This window comes from Paenibacillus sp. FSL R10-2734 (genome assembly GCF_037963865.1).
Taxonomy (GTDB): Bacteria; Bacillota; Bacilli; order Paenibacillales; family Paenibacillaceae; genus Paenibacillus_AQ.
In genome coordinates, this window is sequence record NZ_CP150170.1 from 5222928 (window position 1) to 5240806 (window position 17879).

Genomic DNA, 17879 nt, shown 5'->3' on the forward strand with positions numbered 1-17879 from the left:
TTTTATCCCTCCAAGAAAATATTCTTCACTCAGCTACCTTACAAACACCATGATAAGCTAGCTCATGATAATACTTTTGCATATCACAGCTCAGTCTCCATTTAATGTCGGAAATCAAAGCATAAGCATGCTTGGCTTGTACTTCATCAAGAAGACGTAGCTGAGCAACTTCCTCTTCACATCTTCTCATGCTATCCACAAGAAGTTTATGCCTGTTCTCCAGCTTCGTCAGCATGAGTACCCGGTACCTAAAGAACATTTCAGTATGCACTTTAAACACTTTAACAACCTGTATTTGATAGTCCATACATCTTCTCAAAGCAATATAGTCCTCTTCAATGAGCTCTTGTTTACACTGTTCTAGGATGTCACTCATTCTTAGAACATTCTGAACAGCCTGTTCTTTTTCATCTATAATGAGCGATAAATTATTCTCACTAGGCTCTAAAATCCACTTTCTTTCCTTACCCACCGTATTATAAACGTGATCTACATATTCCAGCTGCCACTCGTATCTTTCAATCGAGCCGATAAAAGAGGAATGGAAATTATTCACGATGCATTCATTGGCATAGTGCGCTTGTTCTGCCACTTTTTCCGACAATTGAAAGAACTCCAACATTTGATCGGAGAAGCCACGTCTCTTACACATACGCCATACATCGGCTAGTGAGATATTCATGTCCCACAGGGATTTGAAATAGATATCATATTTAATAGACTGTAATCCTTTTAGAACCTCATAATCTCCGATAAAAGTGGTGTTAGGACCCAGGGCATATCCGCGTATTCTACACATGAAACCGCTTACGCCCTTATCGTAGTAATACCTCATGCGATCAGGTATAAACGCAAGCGCACAGGTAATCCATCCGGCCCAATCCCCTCTGTATTCGCCTCCAAGATCAAACTCGACCCATTCCCTGCCCGGTGACAGCCTGCCTGGAAGTGTCGCGGGAGAATGAAAACGATAGTAATCCTCCACCTGCATTTTACTACGTGAATCACAACGTTCTGGTAATTCACCTAATATATCTTCATATAATTTTTCGGAATCCGGATGATGGGTAAAGCTGGAACAAATAACACGTCCATCACTTCTTCCTACCTCGTCCATCGCCTCAAGAGCATAATCATACATCATAAGGAAAAGCTCACCAATCGACCTTGTATCTGATTCAGGACGGTAGCACTGGTATATTTCCATAGCCTCCCCTGTCCATAGCTCAATTCCAGAAAGAGCAGGAAAGTCCTCCATGACCTCTTTGATTTTAGCTTTATAAAACAACCAAGTATCCTCATAATCTAACCGCAGCACGCGTAATCCCGTTTCAGGATTTTGATAAAACATCTCGGGGCATTTTTGTAAAAGATCTTCGGGGACATTAAACTCTGTACAGGAAAGGTAAAAATCCATTCCCCATTTTTTCGCTTCATTAATAATAGTACGAAGGCACTCCTTCGCGAGCTTAATCTTTCCTTGCTGATCCGCTCGTTGAAGTGCGGGGAAATACCTAAAATCAAGAAATGGATACCAGCTTAAATTAATCCAACTATCGATCCACATGAGATGATTGACTCTTTTTCTTGCTAAAAGCTTGATCAGCTTGAGGTTCTCTTCCAAACTATCCGGTGTTGTCATGGACGGGCCCCAATGTCGCTCGACACCTCGTTTTCTCACATCCGGTGTACTCGTCATATTTAATTGGGGCAACCGCACGTCTTGATCCAGGATATAGGTCTGATCGAGAATCTCGCATATGCCATAGAGGATCGCCTTTTCACTTGTGCCTGAGAGATTGATATAGTAATAGCCATCTACCATTTCAGTAGAAATAACAAAGGTCTGATCATCCTTACCTTCTATACCTGTGGGCTCGAGTATACGAATGCGATTCCCTTCCATTGGATCCGAATGCCGCGGAAGATCGCTAATCTGATATTCGTCTCTCCATTCCTCTAGCAACAATTCCACAGCATTATTCGTAATGATGCCACTGTTGTAACATACCTCAACACTAAGCTTACATTCCCCGTTGTTCTTCACATATAAATCCATGAATTGAGTTGTCCTCCCTTTACAAACTTAACAAGACTCAAGTTAATAGATGTACTTTACCTGTTGGTTCGATAATAGGCAGGATGAGAGTGACTTTCGTCCCCTTACCTGCTTCACTAACGACATCCAGACCATACTGTGCTCCAAATCGTAGCTTGATCCGCTTATTAATATTGCTAAGGCCAATACTCTTTTTGTCCGTACCTAATAGCTCCATATTTTCATCATCTAGAATCCCTCTACGTAATTCGGCTAACTGGTTCTCCTTCATTCCTACGCCATCATCCTCAACATCGATCTGCATATAGCCATCTTCAGAAATAAAACCCTGAATGGACAAACGTCCAACTCCTGTTTTCATCTCCAAGCCATGGTACATCGCATTTTCCACAATCGGTTGAAGAATCATTTTCAAAGATTTCATTTCTAGAAAAGACTCTTCCATTTCAATGGCAATCTCAAATTTACCTTTGTAGCGGATGTCCATAATTAACAGATAATCTTTAATACTGCTCATTTCGTCCTTAATACTCACTAAATCTTGACCTTTAATGCTATATCGAAAGATCCGCGACATGGCGGATGATATACTGACGACTTCGCTCACATCATAAGCCAAACCAATGCTGCTCAAGCAGTTCAACGTATTATAAAGAAAGTGAGGATTTATCTGATTTTGCAGCGCAGATAGTTCCGCTTGTTTTTTGGATAACTCAGCTTCATACAGTGACGTTTGATTCTCAACGATATTCCGGGTCATTTCTTCTACATTGTCCAGCATTTGATTGATATGAGTGGCAATAATACCGACTTCATTAGTGGATGGCATTTTCAACCTATAATTTAAATCCCGATCACCCACTCTGGATAGAAATCTCACGATCAGCATAAGCGGACGAGTTGTATTATACATAAATGCACTACCAATAATGGTCAGCAAGATACTCATGATGACACCTAACCAGATTCCCATGGTGACAATAGGCTTCATATCACTCGTAAGCTCTACGATAGGAAGGACACTGATGATTTTCCAATCTGTACTTTCAATTTTCTTATATTGGACAAGGGATTTATTGCCCTCATACACAATTTCATCTTTGGCTGTACTGCTTGTTCCTTCTTGCCAAAAAATATTATCGTAGTAGTCACCAGCTTTTAACCCTTTATTACTTGCAATTACTCGATTGTCAGAATCAAGGATCAGAAAGAGTGAATTCTTCGTTAATTCCGTTGTATTCAATAATTTCTCTAGTTCTCGCGTATCTAAAAGAAAAATGCAGCTTCCGATTTTAGAGTTATCAAAAGAAGAAAAGATAGGTGAAATATAGGAATAATAATAGAACGCATCACTGCGGTCTCTCACAATCGAAGAAAATACAGGCTTTCTAAAATCGTCGCTTTTGAAATTATATATTTTCTCTAACGTTTTCAAAATATCATTGTTATAATGTAGTGCGTCTGAGATTTGCATATCGTTATTACTCAAGAGAAGAATGCTATAAATATTTTGATTGGATGACCTTGTATGCGTAAACATTTCAGTGACATATTCGTTTAATTCTATTTTCCGAAGGAGATTGTTCGACACCATCAGTTCCTGCACATACTTACTATAACTAATCGTAACGGAATCTCTCTCCACATTGTTCGCAATTGTATTTACATTTAGCGCTACCTGCTCCATGAGATTACCTGCATACTTTGCCGCACGTTCCCGAGTAAGCGAATTAAAGAAAATATTGTACATACTCTGCATCAGGATCATCATAATCAGTGCAATCAGAATCAGCAGGGATATTTGGTGTTTCAGCTTCAGATTCCTAATTAAGCGCATTCATATCTCCACTCGTTTTACGATATTTGGAAGGTGTACACCCTATATTCCGTTTAAATACCTTATTAAAATAGAAATAATCACTATAACCAACATTCTTACACACGTCTGCAATAGACAGGTTACTGTTCTGGAGCAATTCAACAGCCTTTTTCATCCGCAAATCTGTCATATACTGAGAAAACGTCATAGTGGTAACCTTTTTAAACAGCTCACAACAATAACTCACATTAATAAAATACTTTGTGGACAAATCCTTCAAATACAGTTCTTCATGAAAATGCTTATTGGTGTACTCGAGCAGCTCTTTAAATTTTTTATTTGCATCTCCAAGCTGGTCTCGTTCCGGGTAGGATAATTGTTCAAAAACATATTCACCGAGCATTTCCAGATTCATGAACTTTTCTTTCATTTCACTATAATCCAGAAACTCAAAGTCCATGATTCGACTATCGCGTTCATTATCTTTTGTGGTATACATGACAATTTCATTCCATAAAAACACGGCATCTTCAATGCCTAATTGGTTTACAGTAAAAAAATCAGATATTCCAAATGTGAAATCCTTCAAGTTCTTGTATTGAGCCCTCTCGAGTGCATCAATAAGTCCTTCTGCAAATTGTTTGACCAGATTTTTTTTGCCCTTAATGTATTGTGAGATCCGCCGCGAAGTATCAATAAAACAATCATCACTCGCGATATCAGAAGTTTTTAAAAGCATAGGTATATGATCTTCCTTATCGCTAGATAAACTAATCCCTGCTCGATCCACGATATTTTCTTTGGCGGCAAGACTGCGATAAATGAACTCACTTTGATCTGTTTCACTATTAATAATAAACACACATTTTTTTGGACCTAATTTCAAGGTTGTGAGTTGCACCCTACTTTCTAATTCTAATAAACCCTCATCATCATATTCACCGCTTTTAAAATATACCGTTACGACCTGATATCTCTTGTAAAATTTATGACGCAAACGAGAGTTCAAAAGCTGCTGAATATCTTTGAAATCTTCACGCAAGGAAATATAAAAGCTTAAATCATTGGTACTGCGTTTGTTCTCTAGCTTTTTATAAAGTTTATCTAGCATTTCCTGTGCCTTTTCCATATCTAAAGGCTTTAATTGATAGTCCATCGCACCTTCTTGCAGTGCTTGCTGCACATAAGAGAATTCTGCAAACCCGCTGATTACAACAAAATCAACGTCTTTTTCCTGTGCTCTAGTCCTTTGCATCAATTCAATTCCCGTCATTTCAGGCATTCGAATATCCGCAAAGACGACATCGGGGTATTCTTCACAAATCACCTCTAAAGCTTTAAGTGGCTCTGTTGTTTCACAAATAATTTTAAACTTGTTTCCGTTGCGTTCTATTAATTTACGAATGCCGATCAAAGCCCAAGGTTCATCGTCTACGATGACTACACGATACATAGAGGTTTCACCACATTTCTGTTGTTAGTATCTGGAAAGGGAACCCTTTATCCAATCTAGCTAAAACGCCTACTGCGTCCTTTTAAGGACGGTAAGCGTTTATGCGAGAATTATAAAGATAAAGTATATCGTGAAACTAATACTTTCTTATAATTGGACAAAGAATTCCCTATCATGACTACTTACAATATAACACAGGCACTCTTATTGCTTGTCAAAATTTGCTTTTGCTGAAGGCAACAATTCTGGTTCTTTTTTTAGGCCCTCAAAATCTTCTGTTGATAACATTTGATCTTTATGTTCTGCATAATACTCATTGTAGTAGGTATCTACAGCTTCACCACCAGCTTTTTTCCAAAGCTCTTTCGCTTCTGCAATAGCTTGTTCTGCCGTCTTGCCTGTATCTGCAAGTGATTTCAAGAACAGATCATCAACAGCTTTTAATCCATTAGTTTCCTGCAACAGCAATTCAGAAGAAAGTGCCGGCAAAGTTTGTTGCCATTTTCTTGGATCTATTGCACCTGGTTTATTTACAATTTGTGCCATTTTATAGTACAACACTCCAAATTCCTGTAAAAGAGGGTCGCTCGATTTGAGATACGAGTTATAATATTCGTTAGCCAAAGGACTAACTGAATCATCCGTTAAATCAAAAGTTCTAATGATACTGTAATCTGCTGCATAATCGTATTCGATTTTATTTTTCTCTGGATCCACAACTACAACGGTACCTTCAGCATCTCTCTTTTTGTATACGCCATCAGGTCCATTCACCAAATAGTTGGAAACCTTAGGATCGGTCAACCAGTTAATGTACCTAGCGGCAGCATCAGGATCTTTGGTTGCTGAATTAATAAAACCTACAATGGATGGTCCGCCATTGACATATCCTTCAAAGGTACCATATTTTGTCGCAGGCAAATCAAATGCTTCCAGTTTGGCCGTTGGATTACTCTTTTTAAAATTCACAAATGTCGGTGAATTCAGTTGACTTAATTTCCCTGTAAGGAAAATACCAACCTTACCATTGGTGAAATCCGTAAGTGCTTTATCCCCTTTATCAAGTAAGAAGTCCGGGTCTACAACCTTTGCATCTACAACTTGTTTTGCAAAGGTAAGCCAATCTTGCATTCGATCCCATACATGTGTCAGCTTGCCATCCTCAACCGCATAAATCTCTGGATTGCCAAAGCCAAACATGTGCGAAAGCACTCTTCGTGAATCCGCGTTCATCGTTGTTCCATAGGTATCGTTCTTTCCATTCCCATCAGGATCTTGTTCTGCGAATGCCTTTGCTACAGCAAGTAACTCTTCCGGTGTCTTCGGCACCTCGAGATTTAACTTTTTCAGCCAATCTTCACGGATAATCGCAGTGTGATTTGGTGAAATAGGAGATATTGTTCCTACGGTGTAAAGTTTCCCATCTACTGTAGTAAGCTTTTTGAGTGCTGGATTCTCATCTAAAATCTTCTTATAATTAGGCATTTTAGCCAGCAAATCATCTGTGATTTCTAATGCCTGTCCTTTGGCAATAAAAGGGCCCACATCTTCATAGTTTGCTACGACATCCGGTCCTTCTCCAGCTGCAAATAGCATATTCATTTTTTGTGGAGCTTCTGTTCGAGGTACAATGACAAATTTCACTTCTTCAAACGGCGCATTTTCCTGAATCCATTTGGTCCAACGGTTATTATCATACGTACCTTCTGATGCTGGAATTTGTCCGCGGTCATAAATCATAACAGAGACTTTACCTTTTCTTTCTTGGCCATCAGGTGTAAGATTTGCCGCCTTAGTGTCATTCTTTGCTGCGTTAGTTTTCTCTGTGTTATTCTTTGCAGACTCATTATTCGAAGAGCCGCATGCTGTGAGACCAGTAGATATGGCCATCAATAGTGATAATGCAACCAAACCTGACATTTTTTTCTTCATACTGTTATTGCCTCCCTTTTATTTAGAAAAAACAGTATCGAAATTGTAATCGTTTTCGATATGTATGTGAAGAGTACGATTTGTTATCGTACTCTTTACAGTCTCCAATATTGCATACTACATTGGCCGTAATTGTAAGTTTCCCTAACCTTTGACCGAACCTAGCATAACGCCTTTTACAAAGTATTTTTGAATGAATGGGTATACAGCAAGCATTGGCAATATCAACACGACAACCCCAGCAGACTTAACGGATTCCGAAATGACCTCACTTGAACCCGCTACCGCACCCAGATCTGTACTAGTACCAAGTTTTATTTGTTCTAGTTGGAACACCATCTGTTGAATGAGCACAGGTAATGTAAAACCTTTGGAATCATTGATATACATCAATACTTTCAGGAAATTGTTCCAATAAGCTACCCCATAAAAGAGACATAAAGTAGCAATTACAGCCTTCGAAAGTGGAAGATACATCTGCAGCAAAATCCGCCATTCGGAACAACCGTCGATTCGAGCGGATTCTTCCAGTTCTTCCGGAATATTTTCAAAGAAAGACTTCATAATTAGCATATTGTAAGGACTAATCAGCATCGTTAACCAAATGGACCAATAAGAATTCATCAATCCAAGTGATTTCACTAGTAGGTACGATGGGATCATACCACCAGCGAACAGCATAGTGAAAACAACGAAAAAGGTTATTTTCTTTCTAGCAAACAATTTCTTTTTTGATAAGGGATAAGCACAAAGGATCGTAAAAACCAAGCTAAGTATTGTTCCAACCCCAGTTAAGACGACGCTATTCCAAAAATATTTAAATATGTCCGTGGATACAAACAGTACTTTATACGCAGCTGGTGTGAATTCAACCGGCCACAAATATACTTTGCCTGATTGAATAGCTGAACCACTGCTGAATGAAGTAGCAACGATATAAAGTAGCGGTAGCATACATGTAATGGATATAATGAAAATCACGATATTGTTAATGTTATAAAATGTTTTCTCTCCAGTTGAAATCTTCAAAGGTCGTTCCTCTCTTTCATATATCTAGTTTGCTAATTCCTTAATGGATTAGAATAACGCATTTCCTGATTTCTTGGCGATTTGATTGGCCGTAAGTACAAGAATCAAACTTATGACAGAATCGAATAATCCCATAGCCGTAGTTAAACTGAAATCACCAGAACGGATACCAACATCATAGATAAATGTGGACACGACCTCTGAGATGTCCTTGACCATTGGATTCTGCAGCACATAGATGCGATCAAATCCAACTTCCATGATCTTACCCGTAGCTAATATAAACGTTAGAATGATTGTTGGTAACAAACATGGAAGTGTGACTTTCGTAATCTGCTTCCACTTATTAGCACCATCCATAACCGCCGCCTCATAGTAGGTAGGATCAATACTTGATAGCGCTGCCAAGTAGATAATGCAATTAAATCCTGTATCCTTCCATATTCCGCTTCCTAGATAGATGGACATCCATGCCGGATGGTTAAACATAAACTGAATGGGTTCCCCGCCAAAATATTCAATAATAAAATTAATTGGGCCATTGTTAACGGAGAAGATGTTGATAATAATCCCTCCAACGATAATCCAGGAGAAGAAGTGCGGCAAATAAAGAACGGTTTGTGATGCTTTTTTAAACCATTTGCTTCTCACTTCGTTCAGAAGAATAGCTAGCATAATCGGAAACGGAAACGATACTATGAGAGTAAGTAAACTTATCACAAAGGTATTTCGAATGACTGATACAGTCTGTGGCTGTGCAAATATCATCTTAAAATTGCGAAGCCCGACCCAATCACTTCCCAGAATGCCATCAATAAATCTGTAATCTTTAAAGGCAATCACTGTACCTAACATCGGCACATAACTAAAGATTAGAAAGACTAAAAGGGGCACTATCAACATGGCGTATAAAGGTATATTCTCTTTAATTCTTACTCTTCTACGCAGTTTCTCAGTATTTAACAATTTGGTTTCCTCCTGCAGCGATAAATTCAAAACTTTGAAAGCGTTTTAATGAATGTGCACCAGCATCATATGATGTTTTTATTGTATGGCATACGTGCATGTAGAAAAATGTAATTATATCGTCTCTTTTATGGAAAATATTCATTTGATGATAGGGTTGGGCGGGCATGAAATTATCGTGCTATCAAAACCAAAACAGAGCCCCGCAAACCGCGGGGCTCTGTTTTGGTTAATCTCCTTGCTTTACATACCGGCTTCAAACACAATTATTTTCAAATCATTGTCCGATTCGTTTTGCAATCCATGCGCTCCGTAAGGTCGATTCAAGATAACATCCCACCTTCAACCAGCAGTCGTTTCGTCTGCCGTATAATAGGTTTGTATCTGTAATTTTCCGCAATCATAACCCGTACACCGGAACGTTGGACATCCTGGTACAAGTACAAGGCATCTTCCCAATCATCCGAGACAGGTTTCTCGCATAACACCGGAATGCCATATCGTAAGCATGTTCGTATGATTTCACTATGGATGTGGGGAGGGGTCGTGTTTAGTACAAAATCCGGTTTCCCCTTCTCAAGAGCCTCATTAAGATCTGAAAATAAGTTCTCTTGCGCAACACCTGCAACTTCAGCCGCTCTTTGCAATAATTCCTGATTGTGCTCCACAATACCAACCACTTCAACATGCTCAGATTTCACAAGAATCTCTTGGAACCAGCGCCAACCAAAAGCACCCTGTCCAACTTGAACAACTCTCATCCACATCCCCCTCCACCTTTGTTACATATTAAAACATTATCATCACTAAGAAAGACCTTACCTACGGCTCGGTCCTTTAAAGATATGGAGTAAATTTTGACCGCCTCAGCGTGGGATGGGACGGATATGGGTTCAAATCGCTGTTGAAACAAGAACTTCAGAGGCGACCGCTTCGTTTTTCCACCTATATCCGTCACTTTCTTTTTCTATTTGGGAGCTTAGACCTGCTTCAATCTACAAATTTAGTCACGATTTTAACGACTCGCATTACGTTCGGACTCTAGTAACCTTATTTCCACCAATCTCGCTTTTCTGTGATGCTAACGGACTCCAGTGCAGTTATATGACTAAAGTTACACAATATTCTCCCTATTTTTGATAAATAAAGTCCCCTGTGTCCCAAACTCGCTCAAAAAGACTCAAAATGCACAATTAGCTGGATCTGAGTCCGTTACACATGATTAAGTGAGCCTGATATCCTCAAAGTGTTGATGATTAGGGACATTTTCCTTAATTAACATTATGAGCGATACTGCTGAGGAGTCCCTCGGGCAGAAGATGTTGATTTTTCAATCATAAAATAAGGTATAACGTGAAACTTATAGACCCACAAACCGGTATAGAACCGCTCTGAGGAGCTATTTAATTGCATCTATTAATGTGCCTGCGGCACACGTTTAGCAAGCTGTGTAGGCGAGCCCGACCCGGAGGACAGCGGCGTAAGACGGACCTGGAAATGGAAGTTCTCCGCTTTCAGCACATACTGCGGGAGCACGCCGGGACCACAGCTGGCACTGCCAAGGCCATTCTGTGCAAGATCGAGATGCAGGTAGATCCGGTCGCGTTCGTTCAGTTCAACCGTATGCCGCACCTTCTCCAGATCCTCGCTAGTATGGCGCCTAGCCGTAAAATCGAACTGCGGCAAACCTGATGTGAGCAAACCCGCTCCCTGCTTATTCGTCATCGCGAGCCAGCGTGTATCCGTACGGTTGCCGTTTTCCTGCGGTACGATGTACTCGGTGAACAGCTCGCGCACGGTTTTCCGATAGATGCCGAACTTAGCCGCCTGCTTCGAGTCCGCGTACGCTTCGCCAGGGCCGCGGCCGTACCATTCGGCCTGGTCACAATCGTTCGGCAGTGCAAGCCGCAGCCCGATACGCGGGAGCGTCTCCGGAGCGCCGCTGCCGTCGATCGATCCATTCACCTCGACTATCATGTCCCCATTTGCGTATATCGTGTACGTATATACGGTGTCGACCGACCATTTCAGAATCGGCGGAGCCACACGTACCCTACAGGTGACCGTCACAGCCGATCCGATAATGTTACTACTCCAGTCCAAACTCATGACGCGGTGCTGTAGCCAGTGCAGCCCACTCTTCTTCCATACGACCGTCGCACGTTGGTCATTATCGATGGAGGTTCTCCAGTCACCGATCGGTCGCATATCATTGTCCGTTGGAGCGCGCCACAGATCGAGCCTTGGTCCTTCCTCCAGAAGATGGACGCCTTCATGCTTCCAATCAGCGATCACTCCATAAACACGGTCAAACTGAATCGCAAAATCGCTTCCCAGCACCTCTAGGATCACGCCATCCTCCTTCACGGACAATGGTGTGAAGTTGGATAGTTCTACGGTAGGTATTAGCTCCGATTTATTTGGCAGTTCAAACTGGGCCCACGCAACTTCGAAGCCTGATTCAGCCCAAATCGTATCAGCGGCAAGCAGCACATTGACGTTCAACCAGTAATCCGTTGCTGGTCCCAAACGATCTGGCAGCACATAATTGATGTTCACGGTGTCCGTACAACCCGGCGCGATATCAGGCAGCTCACTTGTGCCCGAGCATAGAACTTGTCCGTCTGCCACTACATGCCAAACAAGTTGTAGGTGATCCAGGTACAAGAAATCGTATCGATTCGTAAGCTTTAACTCTCCAGCCTGTAGATCCACCCCTTCGATCACAACCTGCTCCATCACCTTCTTTAGCTCCAGCAGTCCCGCTGAGGGGACACGATCCGGGTTCACGAGGCCGTCGATGACGAAGTTCGAATCGTTCGGATGGTCGTCGAAATCGCCGCCATAGACGAAAAATTCTTTGCCGTCAGCCGTTCGTTGCCGAATGCCTTGATCGACCCATTCCCAAACAAAGCCGCCCTGTAGTCGCTTATAGGTATAGAAAACATCCCAATACTCCTTTAAACCACCTGGACCGTTTCCCATGGCATGCGCATATTCACAAACAATGTGGGGCTTGCCCAGATCTTCACGCTGACCAAGCTCATGCAGCTGCCAAATCCTGTTGTACATGGTGCTGAATACGTCGGCGGTCGCAGCCTCTCTATCTTCCGCATAGTGGACAAGACGAGTTGGATCATGCTCCTTGGCCCATCGGTACATCGCTGCATGATTACAGCCGTAGTAGGATTCATTACCAAGTGACCAAAGGATAATAGAAGGATGATTCTTATCACGCTCGATCATCCGCTTCATCCGGTCCAAATAAGCAGCTTCCCAATCCGGGTCATCGCTTAATTGATTCGAGTTATCTGTCCGATGGAAGCCGTGACATTCTAGATCGGCTTCATCAATAACGTAAAGACCGTATTCGTCACACAGATCATAGAAACGCGGATCGTTCGGATAATGAGAGGTGCGAACAGCGTTAATATTATGCTGCTTCATCAATAGGACGTCTTTTTGCATCGAATCTAGCGGTATGGTTCGTCCAAGGTCGGGATGATGGTCATGTCGGTTAACACCTTTGAACTTTATAGGAACCCCATTAACCAGCAGTACGCCACCTTTCAGCTCTATGGAGCGGAAACCAACGCGCGCGGAAATTACCTGCGTAGTTTCGCCAATTACCCGGATCAATAGCTTATATAAGTAGGGATCTTCCGCAGACCATTTTCTCGGGTTGACAAGTGGAAGCGTAAACACCGTCTCATGGTCTTGTGTCAGTTCATCACCGGTTATGATTTGCTCCGTGTTGCCGCCATTTACAGCTCCCCCGCACGCATCTAGCAATTGCAGCTCAACCCGTACCCCTTGAGCTGCTGCATTCACACTGCGCAAGCGCATGCTGACTTCAAACGTTGCATCACGGTAGTCGCTATCAAGCAGTGTCCGGACAGTATAATCATACAAGTGAGTTTGTGGCGCAGCTGTCAAATAAACGTCGCGGAAAATACCGCTCAGCCACCACATATCCTGATCTTCGATATAAGAGCCGTCGGACCACTGCATAACGCGAACCGCAAGGACGTTCGCCCCTTCGCGAACAAGTTCGGTGATATCGAACTGCGAAGGCATGCGGCTTCCTTTACTGAAGCCTGCATCTTGTCCGTTTACCCAAACGAAGAATGCACTATCAACGCCTTCAAAATTCAGCGTAATGCGTTGTCCACTCCAGACGGCGGGAATCGTAAATTCACGGCGGTAGGAACCCGTCGGATTGTCGGTTGGTACAAGCGGCGGTACAACAGGGAACGGATAGACAACGTTTGAATAATGAGGTCTTCCGTAGCCGTGCATCTGCCAACAAGACGGTACAGACAGGTCATCCCAGCTGCTAGCGTCGAAAGCTTCAAGGTGGAATTCAGTTGGAGCATGCGCAGGTGTAGGGGAATAGTTGAATTTCCAATTTCCGTTTAAGGGTATAAAGTAAGGAGATAGGTTCCTTTCATTGCATAGAGCACTTTCGTCATCACCAAAGGGGATGAATGCAGCTCTCGCCGGAAGCCGGTTCCGCTGCAGCAGTCTGTGATTTTCCCAGTCGTTCTTCATAGCCAATTAATACCTCCAAAAATAAAGTTGCACATGGTGTCTTCTGCCGCGACGAGGCGTAAGATTTCTACTACAGTGCTCTTATGCTCCGTATGTGTCAAAGTCTTTAATAACTTCGTTGCTGGCATCGGCTGCAAAGATTGCGTCAATCAGATTCTGTACACGCAGCACTTCAGCATTCTTTACGATGGGTTCAGCTGTGCCCTCAATTACGGCTACAAAATTATTGTAGAACCCGTCCGGTAGTTCTGCGGCTGGAGGCAGTGCTTCAGTAATCGTCGAGCCTTTCCTAGGCGGAGCCATCGTCTTAGTGAGACCTACACCGGCGCGGATCGGAACCGGCTCCCGGTGCTCGCTATCACTGTTTCGAGTGACGATTCTTCCGGTCAGAGACCAGTCCTCAATTACGGCTGAACCCTCCGTCCCCTTCACATACCATCTCGGCAAAGCGATAAAGTTGGTCGTGCCAACTTCTATGATGGCTTTGATGCCATTCTCAAATTGAAGAACGGCTTCAAAACCGTCATCGACTTCGTTGCCGAGGATATAACTTAAGGTGCTATAGACGCTAATCACTTTACTGTCGATCATGAACAGCAGCTGGTCTAGCAAATGCACGCCCCAGTCCAGCAGCATACCACCGCCCTGTTCCTTGACATGCCGCCAGTCGCCAGGAATTCCGTTCGCCCCGTGCACGCGGGATTCAATCTGGAACAGTGATCCAATCGTTTCTGTTTCATACATTTGCTTGATTACACGGAAATCCTCATCCCAACGTCTGTTCTGATGGACCATCAGCACACGGCCAGCTTCATCGGCTGCAGCAATCATCTCTTTGAACTCCGCCGAAGACATGGCTACCGGCTTCTCACAGATGACATGCTTGCCGGCCTCAAGCGCACGGATGGCAATTTCTTTATGGACATCGTTAGGTGTGGCAATCAGTACGACCTCGACAGCGGGATCATCAAGCACCTCTTCATAGCTCTTATATGCCTTGAAACCGGCCTGTATGGACGCTTCCCGCCGCGCTTCCAGCAGGTCGAACGTACCCGCTACCTCCAGATGTTCGTTTTCACTGATCAATTGACCATGAAATTTTCCCATGCCACCATATCCAATGATGACTACAGTATGTTTGTTTGAACTCATGCAATCCACTCCTAGCTATTTCAATATTTTCTCAATGCTCAGCAGCTCTTCCTGGCTGAAATCCAAATTGTTCAGGGCTGCTACGTTATCTTCAATCTGGCTTACCTTACTTGCTCCTATTAGTGCAGATGTAACACGACCTTCTCTAAGCACCCACGCAATGACCATCTGAGAAAGGCTTTGATCGCGCTTTAACGCAATGCTGTTCAAGCGAGTAATCTTGGAGATAACCCCCTCTGTAATGGCTTGGACACTCAACGATCGACTGGAACTTGCAGCCCTAGAATCAGATGGAATTCCGTTGAGGTAACGGTTGGTTAGCAGTCCCTTTGCCAGAGGTGAGAATGCTATGGATCCTATTCCCTCCTCCTTCAATACATCCTGCAGCCCGTTTTCTATCCACCTATCGAACATATTGTACTTAGGTTGGTGGATTAAGCATGGGGTACCCAGAGCTTTCAAAGTAGCAGCAGCCACTCGGGTTTGCTCGGCACTGTAATTGGACAACCCTACATAAAGTGCTTTTCCTTGCCTTACTGCCCTATCAAGTGCATACATCGTTTCTTCCACGGGTGTCTCTGGGTCAGGTCTGTGCGAATAGTAAATGTCAACGTATTCAAGACCCATACGCTTCAGGCTTTGATCAAGACTGGCCATCATATGCTTCTTTGATCCTCCGTCTCCATAGGGACCTTCCCACATTGGATTGCCGGCTTTGGTAGATATAATTAATTCATCACGGTATCCCGCAAAGTCCATTTTCATTATTCTACCTAAATTCTCTTCTGCGGTTCCCTCTGGGGGCCCATAATTGTTCGCCAGATCAAAGTGGGTAATCCCAAGATCGAAGGCGCGACGCAGCATCTCACGCTCTGTTTCAACTGCATTCACATCTCCATAATTTTGCCAAAGACCAAGGGAAATAGCAGGCAGTTTGAGGCCAGAGTTTCCGCACTTTGTATACTTCATATTGGAATATCGTTCATTTTTAGGTGTATAACTCATAAAACAGCCTCCATCTTACTCTGTGTATGTATGTGGGCGAAGAACGCATAATCCGCACTTCGCCCACGACCAACCAGTCAATAGTTTTCTTGTCTACTGTTCAATTAACATCCACTTCTGTTATCTCCGCGATTATCCGTCCATTGAACGACCTTTGAGCCATTTGCCATTATTGAAAAGTAATATTGGACGTGTTCGGGCCGATATTAATTAGCCCCTGGGAAGCGCTAGTGATCTTCTCACCATTCATCATTAGATCAGTGATGGTTACATTGGAAACTTTGCTTGTGCTATCATAACCTTGAATGAAGGAATGAAAATTGTTGATATTCTCAAAGCTGACGCGGGTCAGTTCTATATTGCTAACTGGGCCAACCTCGTTACTGCCATATTTAGCCGTCCAGATGAGGATCGGAGCCGTCCTAAATTGGCCGGAGGTGCCATTGTTAAAGATCTTTTCCGTACGGATGTCGATAAAATGAATATCATCCCATACACCATTCCCTTGGTCATGATCCACGCTGATGCCCCGATAGCCCTGGATCACGTCAATATTCATAAACCAAATATCACTGACCGATGCCTGTCCTTGCATGCCTACCTTGGTACCTGCAGATTCGGTAAAGGCAACCGAATTTTTGTATACGACATCCGTCATCGGTTCTTCCGATGATGATTTCGCATCAAATACGTCATCGCCGGTATAGCCGAAGCATTGATCCACAACAGCGTGAGAAGTATTGACGAGATCAAAGCCATCTCCATGGATCCAGTTAACGTTATTTATAATCTTCACATTTTTGATGCTGACGTTAGTAGCGTCCTGAATCCTGAAGTTCCAAGTAGTTCCATCCCTTAGAGTGATACCCTCGAAAGTTAGATTATTGGGTTTGGTTCCCCCTCCACTTTTGGAAGAAGAGATAATGTTCTCACGGTTCGGCCCGCTATCGCCCGTTGTAAGCGTAGTCCCATTGGAGTCGATCATCCCTCTTCCTTTGATCGCTACGTTCGATTTCCCTACGATACGGATGTTGGCTGCGGGAAAAACGTCCCCGGAGAAATCATAGTCGTTTACATCCGATGACCCGCGAAGTACGGCACCGGCAGCTAAATAGAGCGTAACGTTACTTTTCATCTCAAGTTGAGAGAACTTATAAATACCCGACGGAAAATAAACAGTGCCGCCGCCGGAACGAGCGTTTGCGTCATTGATGGCTTGTTGGATGATGGACGTCATTAATGTGCCGCCCGTTTTGTCCACGCCCGAATAATCATTGATGCTCTTTACACTGCCGCCATTGGGCGATGGTCTGTCTGTTTCTGGAGGATCAGCCATAATGACCAGGTTCTCCATGTTATTGATCTTGATCACTAAGTACCGCGATTCGGCTTGGGGAAGGGTGAAGCTTAGATCCTTGCCGCTTACCGTTGCCTCGATGCCGTAACTGTGCGGGCTGATGTCATAGGTGTTGATGTTTTCTGAGGCTGTTACTTTGAATGTAGCCGTACCGGAATAAGAAAACTGGGCAAAGGAATAATCAAACTGCCTGGCAACCCTGATCGTAGTCGAATCAACCTTCAAAGTGTAGGTCTGGCTTGTACCGAAGTAAGAAGGATATGTTACTACAGTTGCAGCCGAAGCAGGTTGAGCCATGCTAATATTGACACTGAATATGAGGGCAGCAACTAGGATCATTTTCGTCAACAAATTTCCAACTCGCCATTTCCTTTTACTCAAATACATAATGATTTCGCCTCCCATTTACTTGTAATTGCTCATCCTTTTTCCCGTAACCAATACGCATCAAACATGTTATCCATAATTGAAATAGATAATATTGAACAGCCTCCATTCCAGTAAGCGTTTTCAATCATATTTATTCTATGGTATAGGTTCATCAATAAAAATGTAT

General features: G+C 43.0%; 11 protein-coding genes. All 11 read right to left on the minus strand.

The window, feature by feature from the left end:
- Positions 1 to 25: 25 nt before the first annotated feature.
- Positions 26 to 2059 (minus strand): hypothetical protein, encoded by a 2034-nt coding sequence (locus NSS67_RS22860; RefSeq protein ID WP_339315928.1) that lies wholly within the window; start codon positions 2057 to 2059, stop codon positions 26 to 28.
- A 37-nt stretch (positions 2060 to 2096) separates the two neighbouring features.
- A complete protein-coding gene (locus NSS67_RS22865) occupies positions 2097 to 3896 on the minus strand; it encodes a histidine kinase (protein WP_339315929.1) in 1800 nt (599 codons plus the stop codon).
- A complete protein-coding gene (locus NSS67_RS22870; protein ID WP_339315930.1) occupies positions 3883 to 5331 on the minus strand; it encodes a response regulator in 1449 nt (482 codons plus the stop codon). The genes NSS67_RS22865 and NSS67_RS22870 overlap by 14 nt, the downstream gene beginning before the upstream one ends.
- Positions 5332 to 5535: 204 nt before the next feature.
- Entirely contained in the window at positions 5536 to 7263 is a 1728-nt protein-coding gene (locus NSS67_RS22875; protein WP_339315931.1) for a hypothetical protein, read from the minus strand.
- 144 nt (positions 7264 to 7407) lie between these two features.
- The gene (locus NSS67_RS22880) at positions 7408 to 8292 is read right to left on the minus strand and encodes a carbohydrate ABC transporter permease (protein ID WP_339315932.1); all 885 of its coding nucleotides are present in this window, start codon (positions 8290 to 8292) and stop codon (positions 7408 to 7410) included.
- 48 nt (positions 8293 to 8340) lie between these two features.
- On the minus strand, positions 8341 to 9258 hold the full coding sequence (locus tag NSS67_RS22885) for an ABC transporter permease subunit (RefSeq protein WP_339315934.1): 918 nt from the start codon (positions 9256 to 9258) through the stop codon (positions 8341 to 8343).
- Positions 9259 to 9581: 323 nt separating this feature from the next.
- A complete protein-coding gene (locus NSS67_RS22890; RefSeq protein ID WP_339315936.1) occupies positions 9582 to 10019 on the minus strand; it encodes a Gfo/Idh/MocA family oxidoreductase in 438 nt (145 codons plus the stop codon).
- A 655-nt stretch (positions 10020 to 10674) separates the two neighbouring features.
- Complete coding sequence (locus tag NSS67_RS22895; protein ID WP_339320674.1) at positions 10675 to 13809, minus strand: glycoside hydrolase family 2 TIM barrel-domain containing protein; 3135 nt, start codon at positions 13807 to 13809, stop codon at positions 10675 to 10677.
- 81 nt (positions 13810 to 13890) lie between these two features.
- Positions 13891 to 14961, minus strand: coding sequence for a Gfo/Idh/MocA family oxidoreductase (locus tag NSS67_RS22900; protein WP_339315937.1), 1071 nt, complete (start codon positions 14959 to 14961; stop codon positions 13891 to 13893).
- 15 nt (positions 14962 to 14976) lie between these two features.
- Positions 14977 to 15966: an L-glyceraldehyde 3-phosphate reductase gene (mgrA, locus tag NSS67_RS22905; protein WP_339315938.1), complete on the minus strand. Its 990-nt coding sequence runs from the start codon at positions 15964 to 15966 to the stop codon at positions 14977 to 14979.
- A gap of 169 nt (positions 15967 to 16135) precedes the next feature.
- The gene (locus NSS67_RS22910; protein WP_339315939.1) at positions 16136 to 17710 is read right to left on the minus strand and encodes a glycosyl hydrolase family 28 protein; all 1575 of its coding nucleotides are present in this window, start codon (positions 17708 to 17710) and stop codon (positions 16136 to 16138) included.
- Positions 17711 to 17879 lie beyond the last annotated feature (169 nt).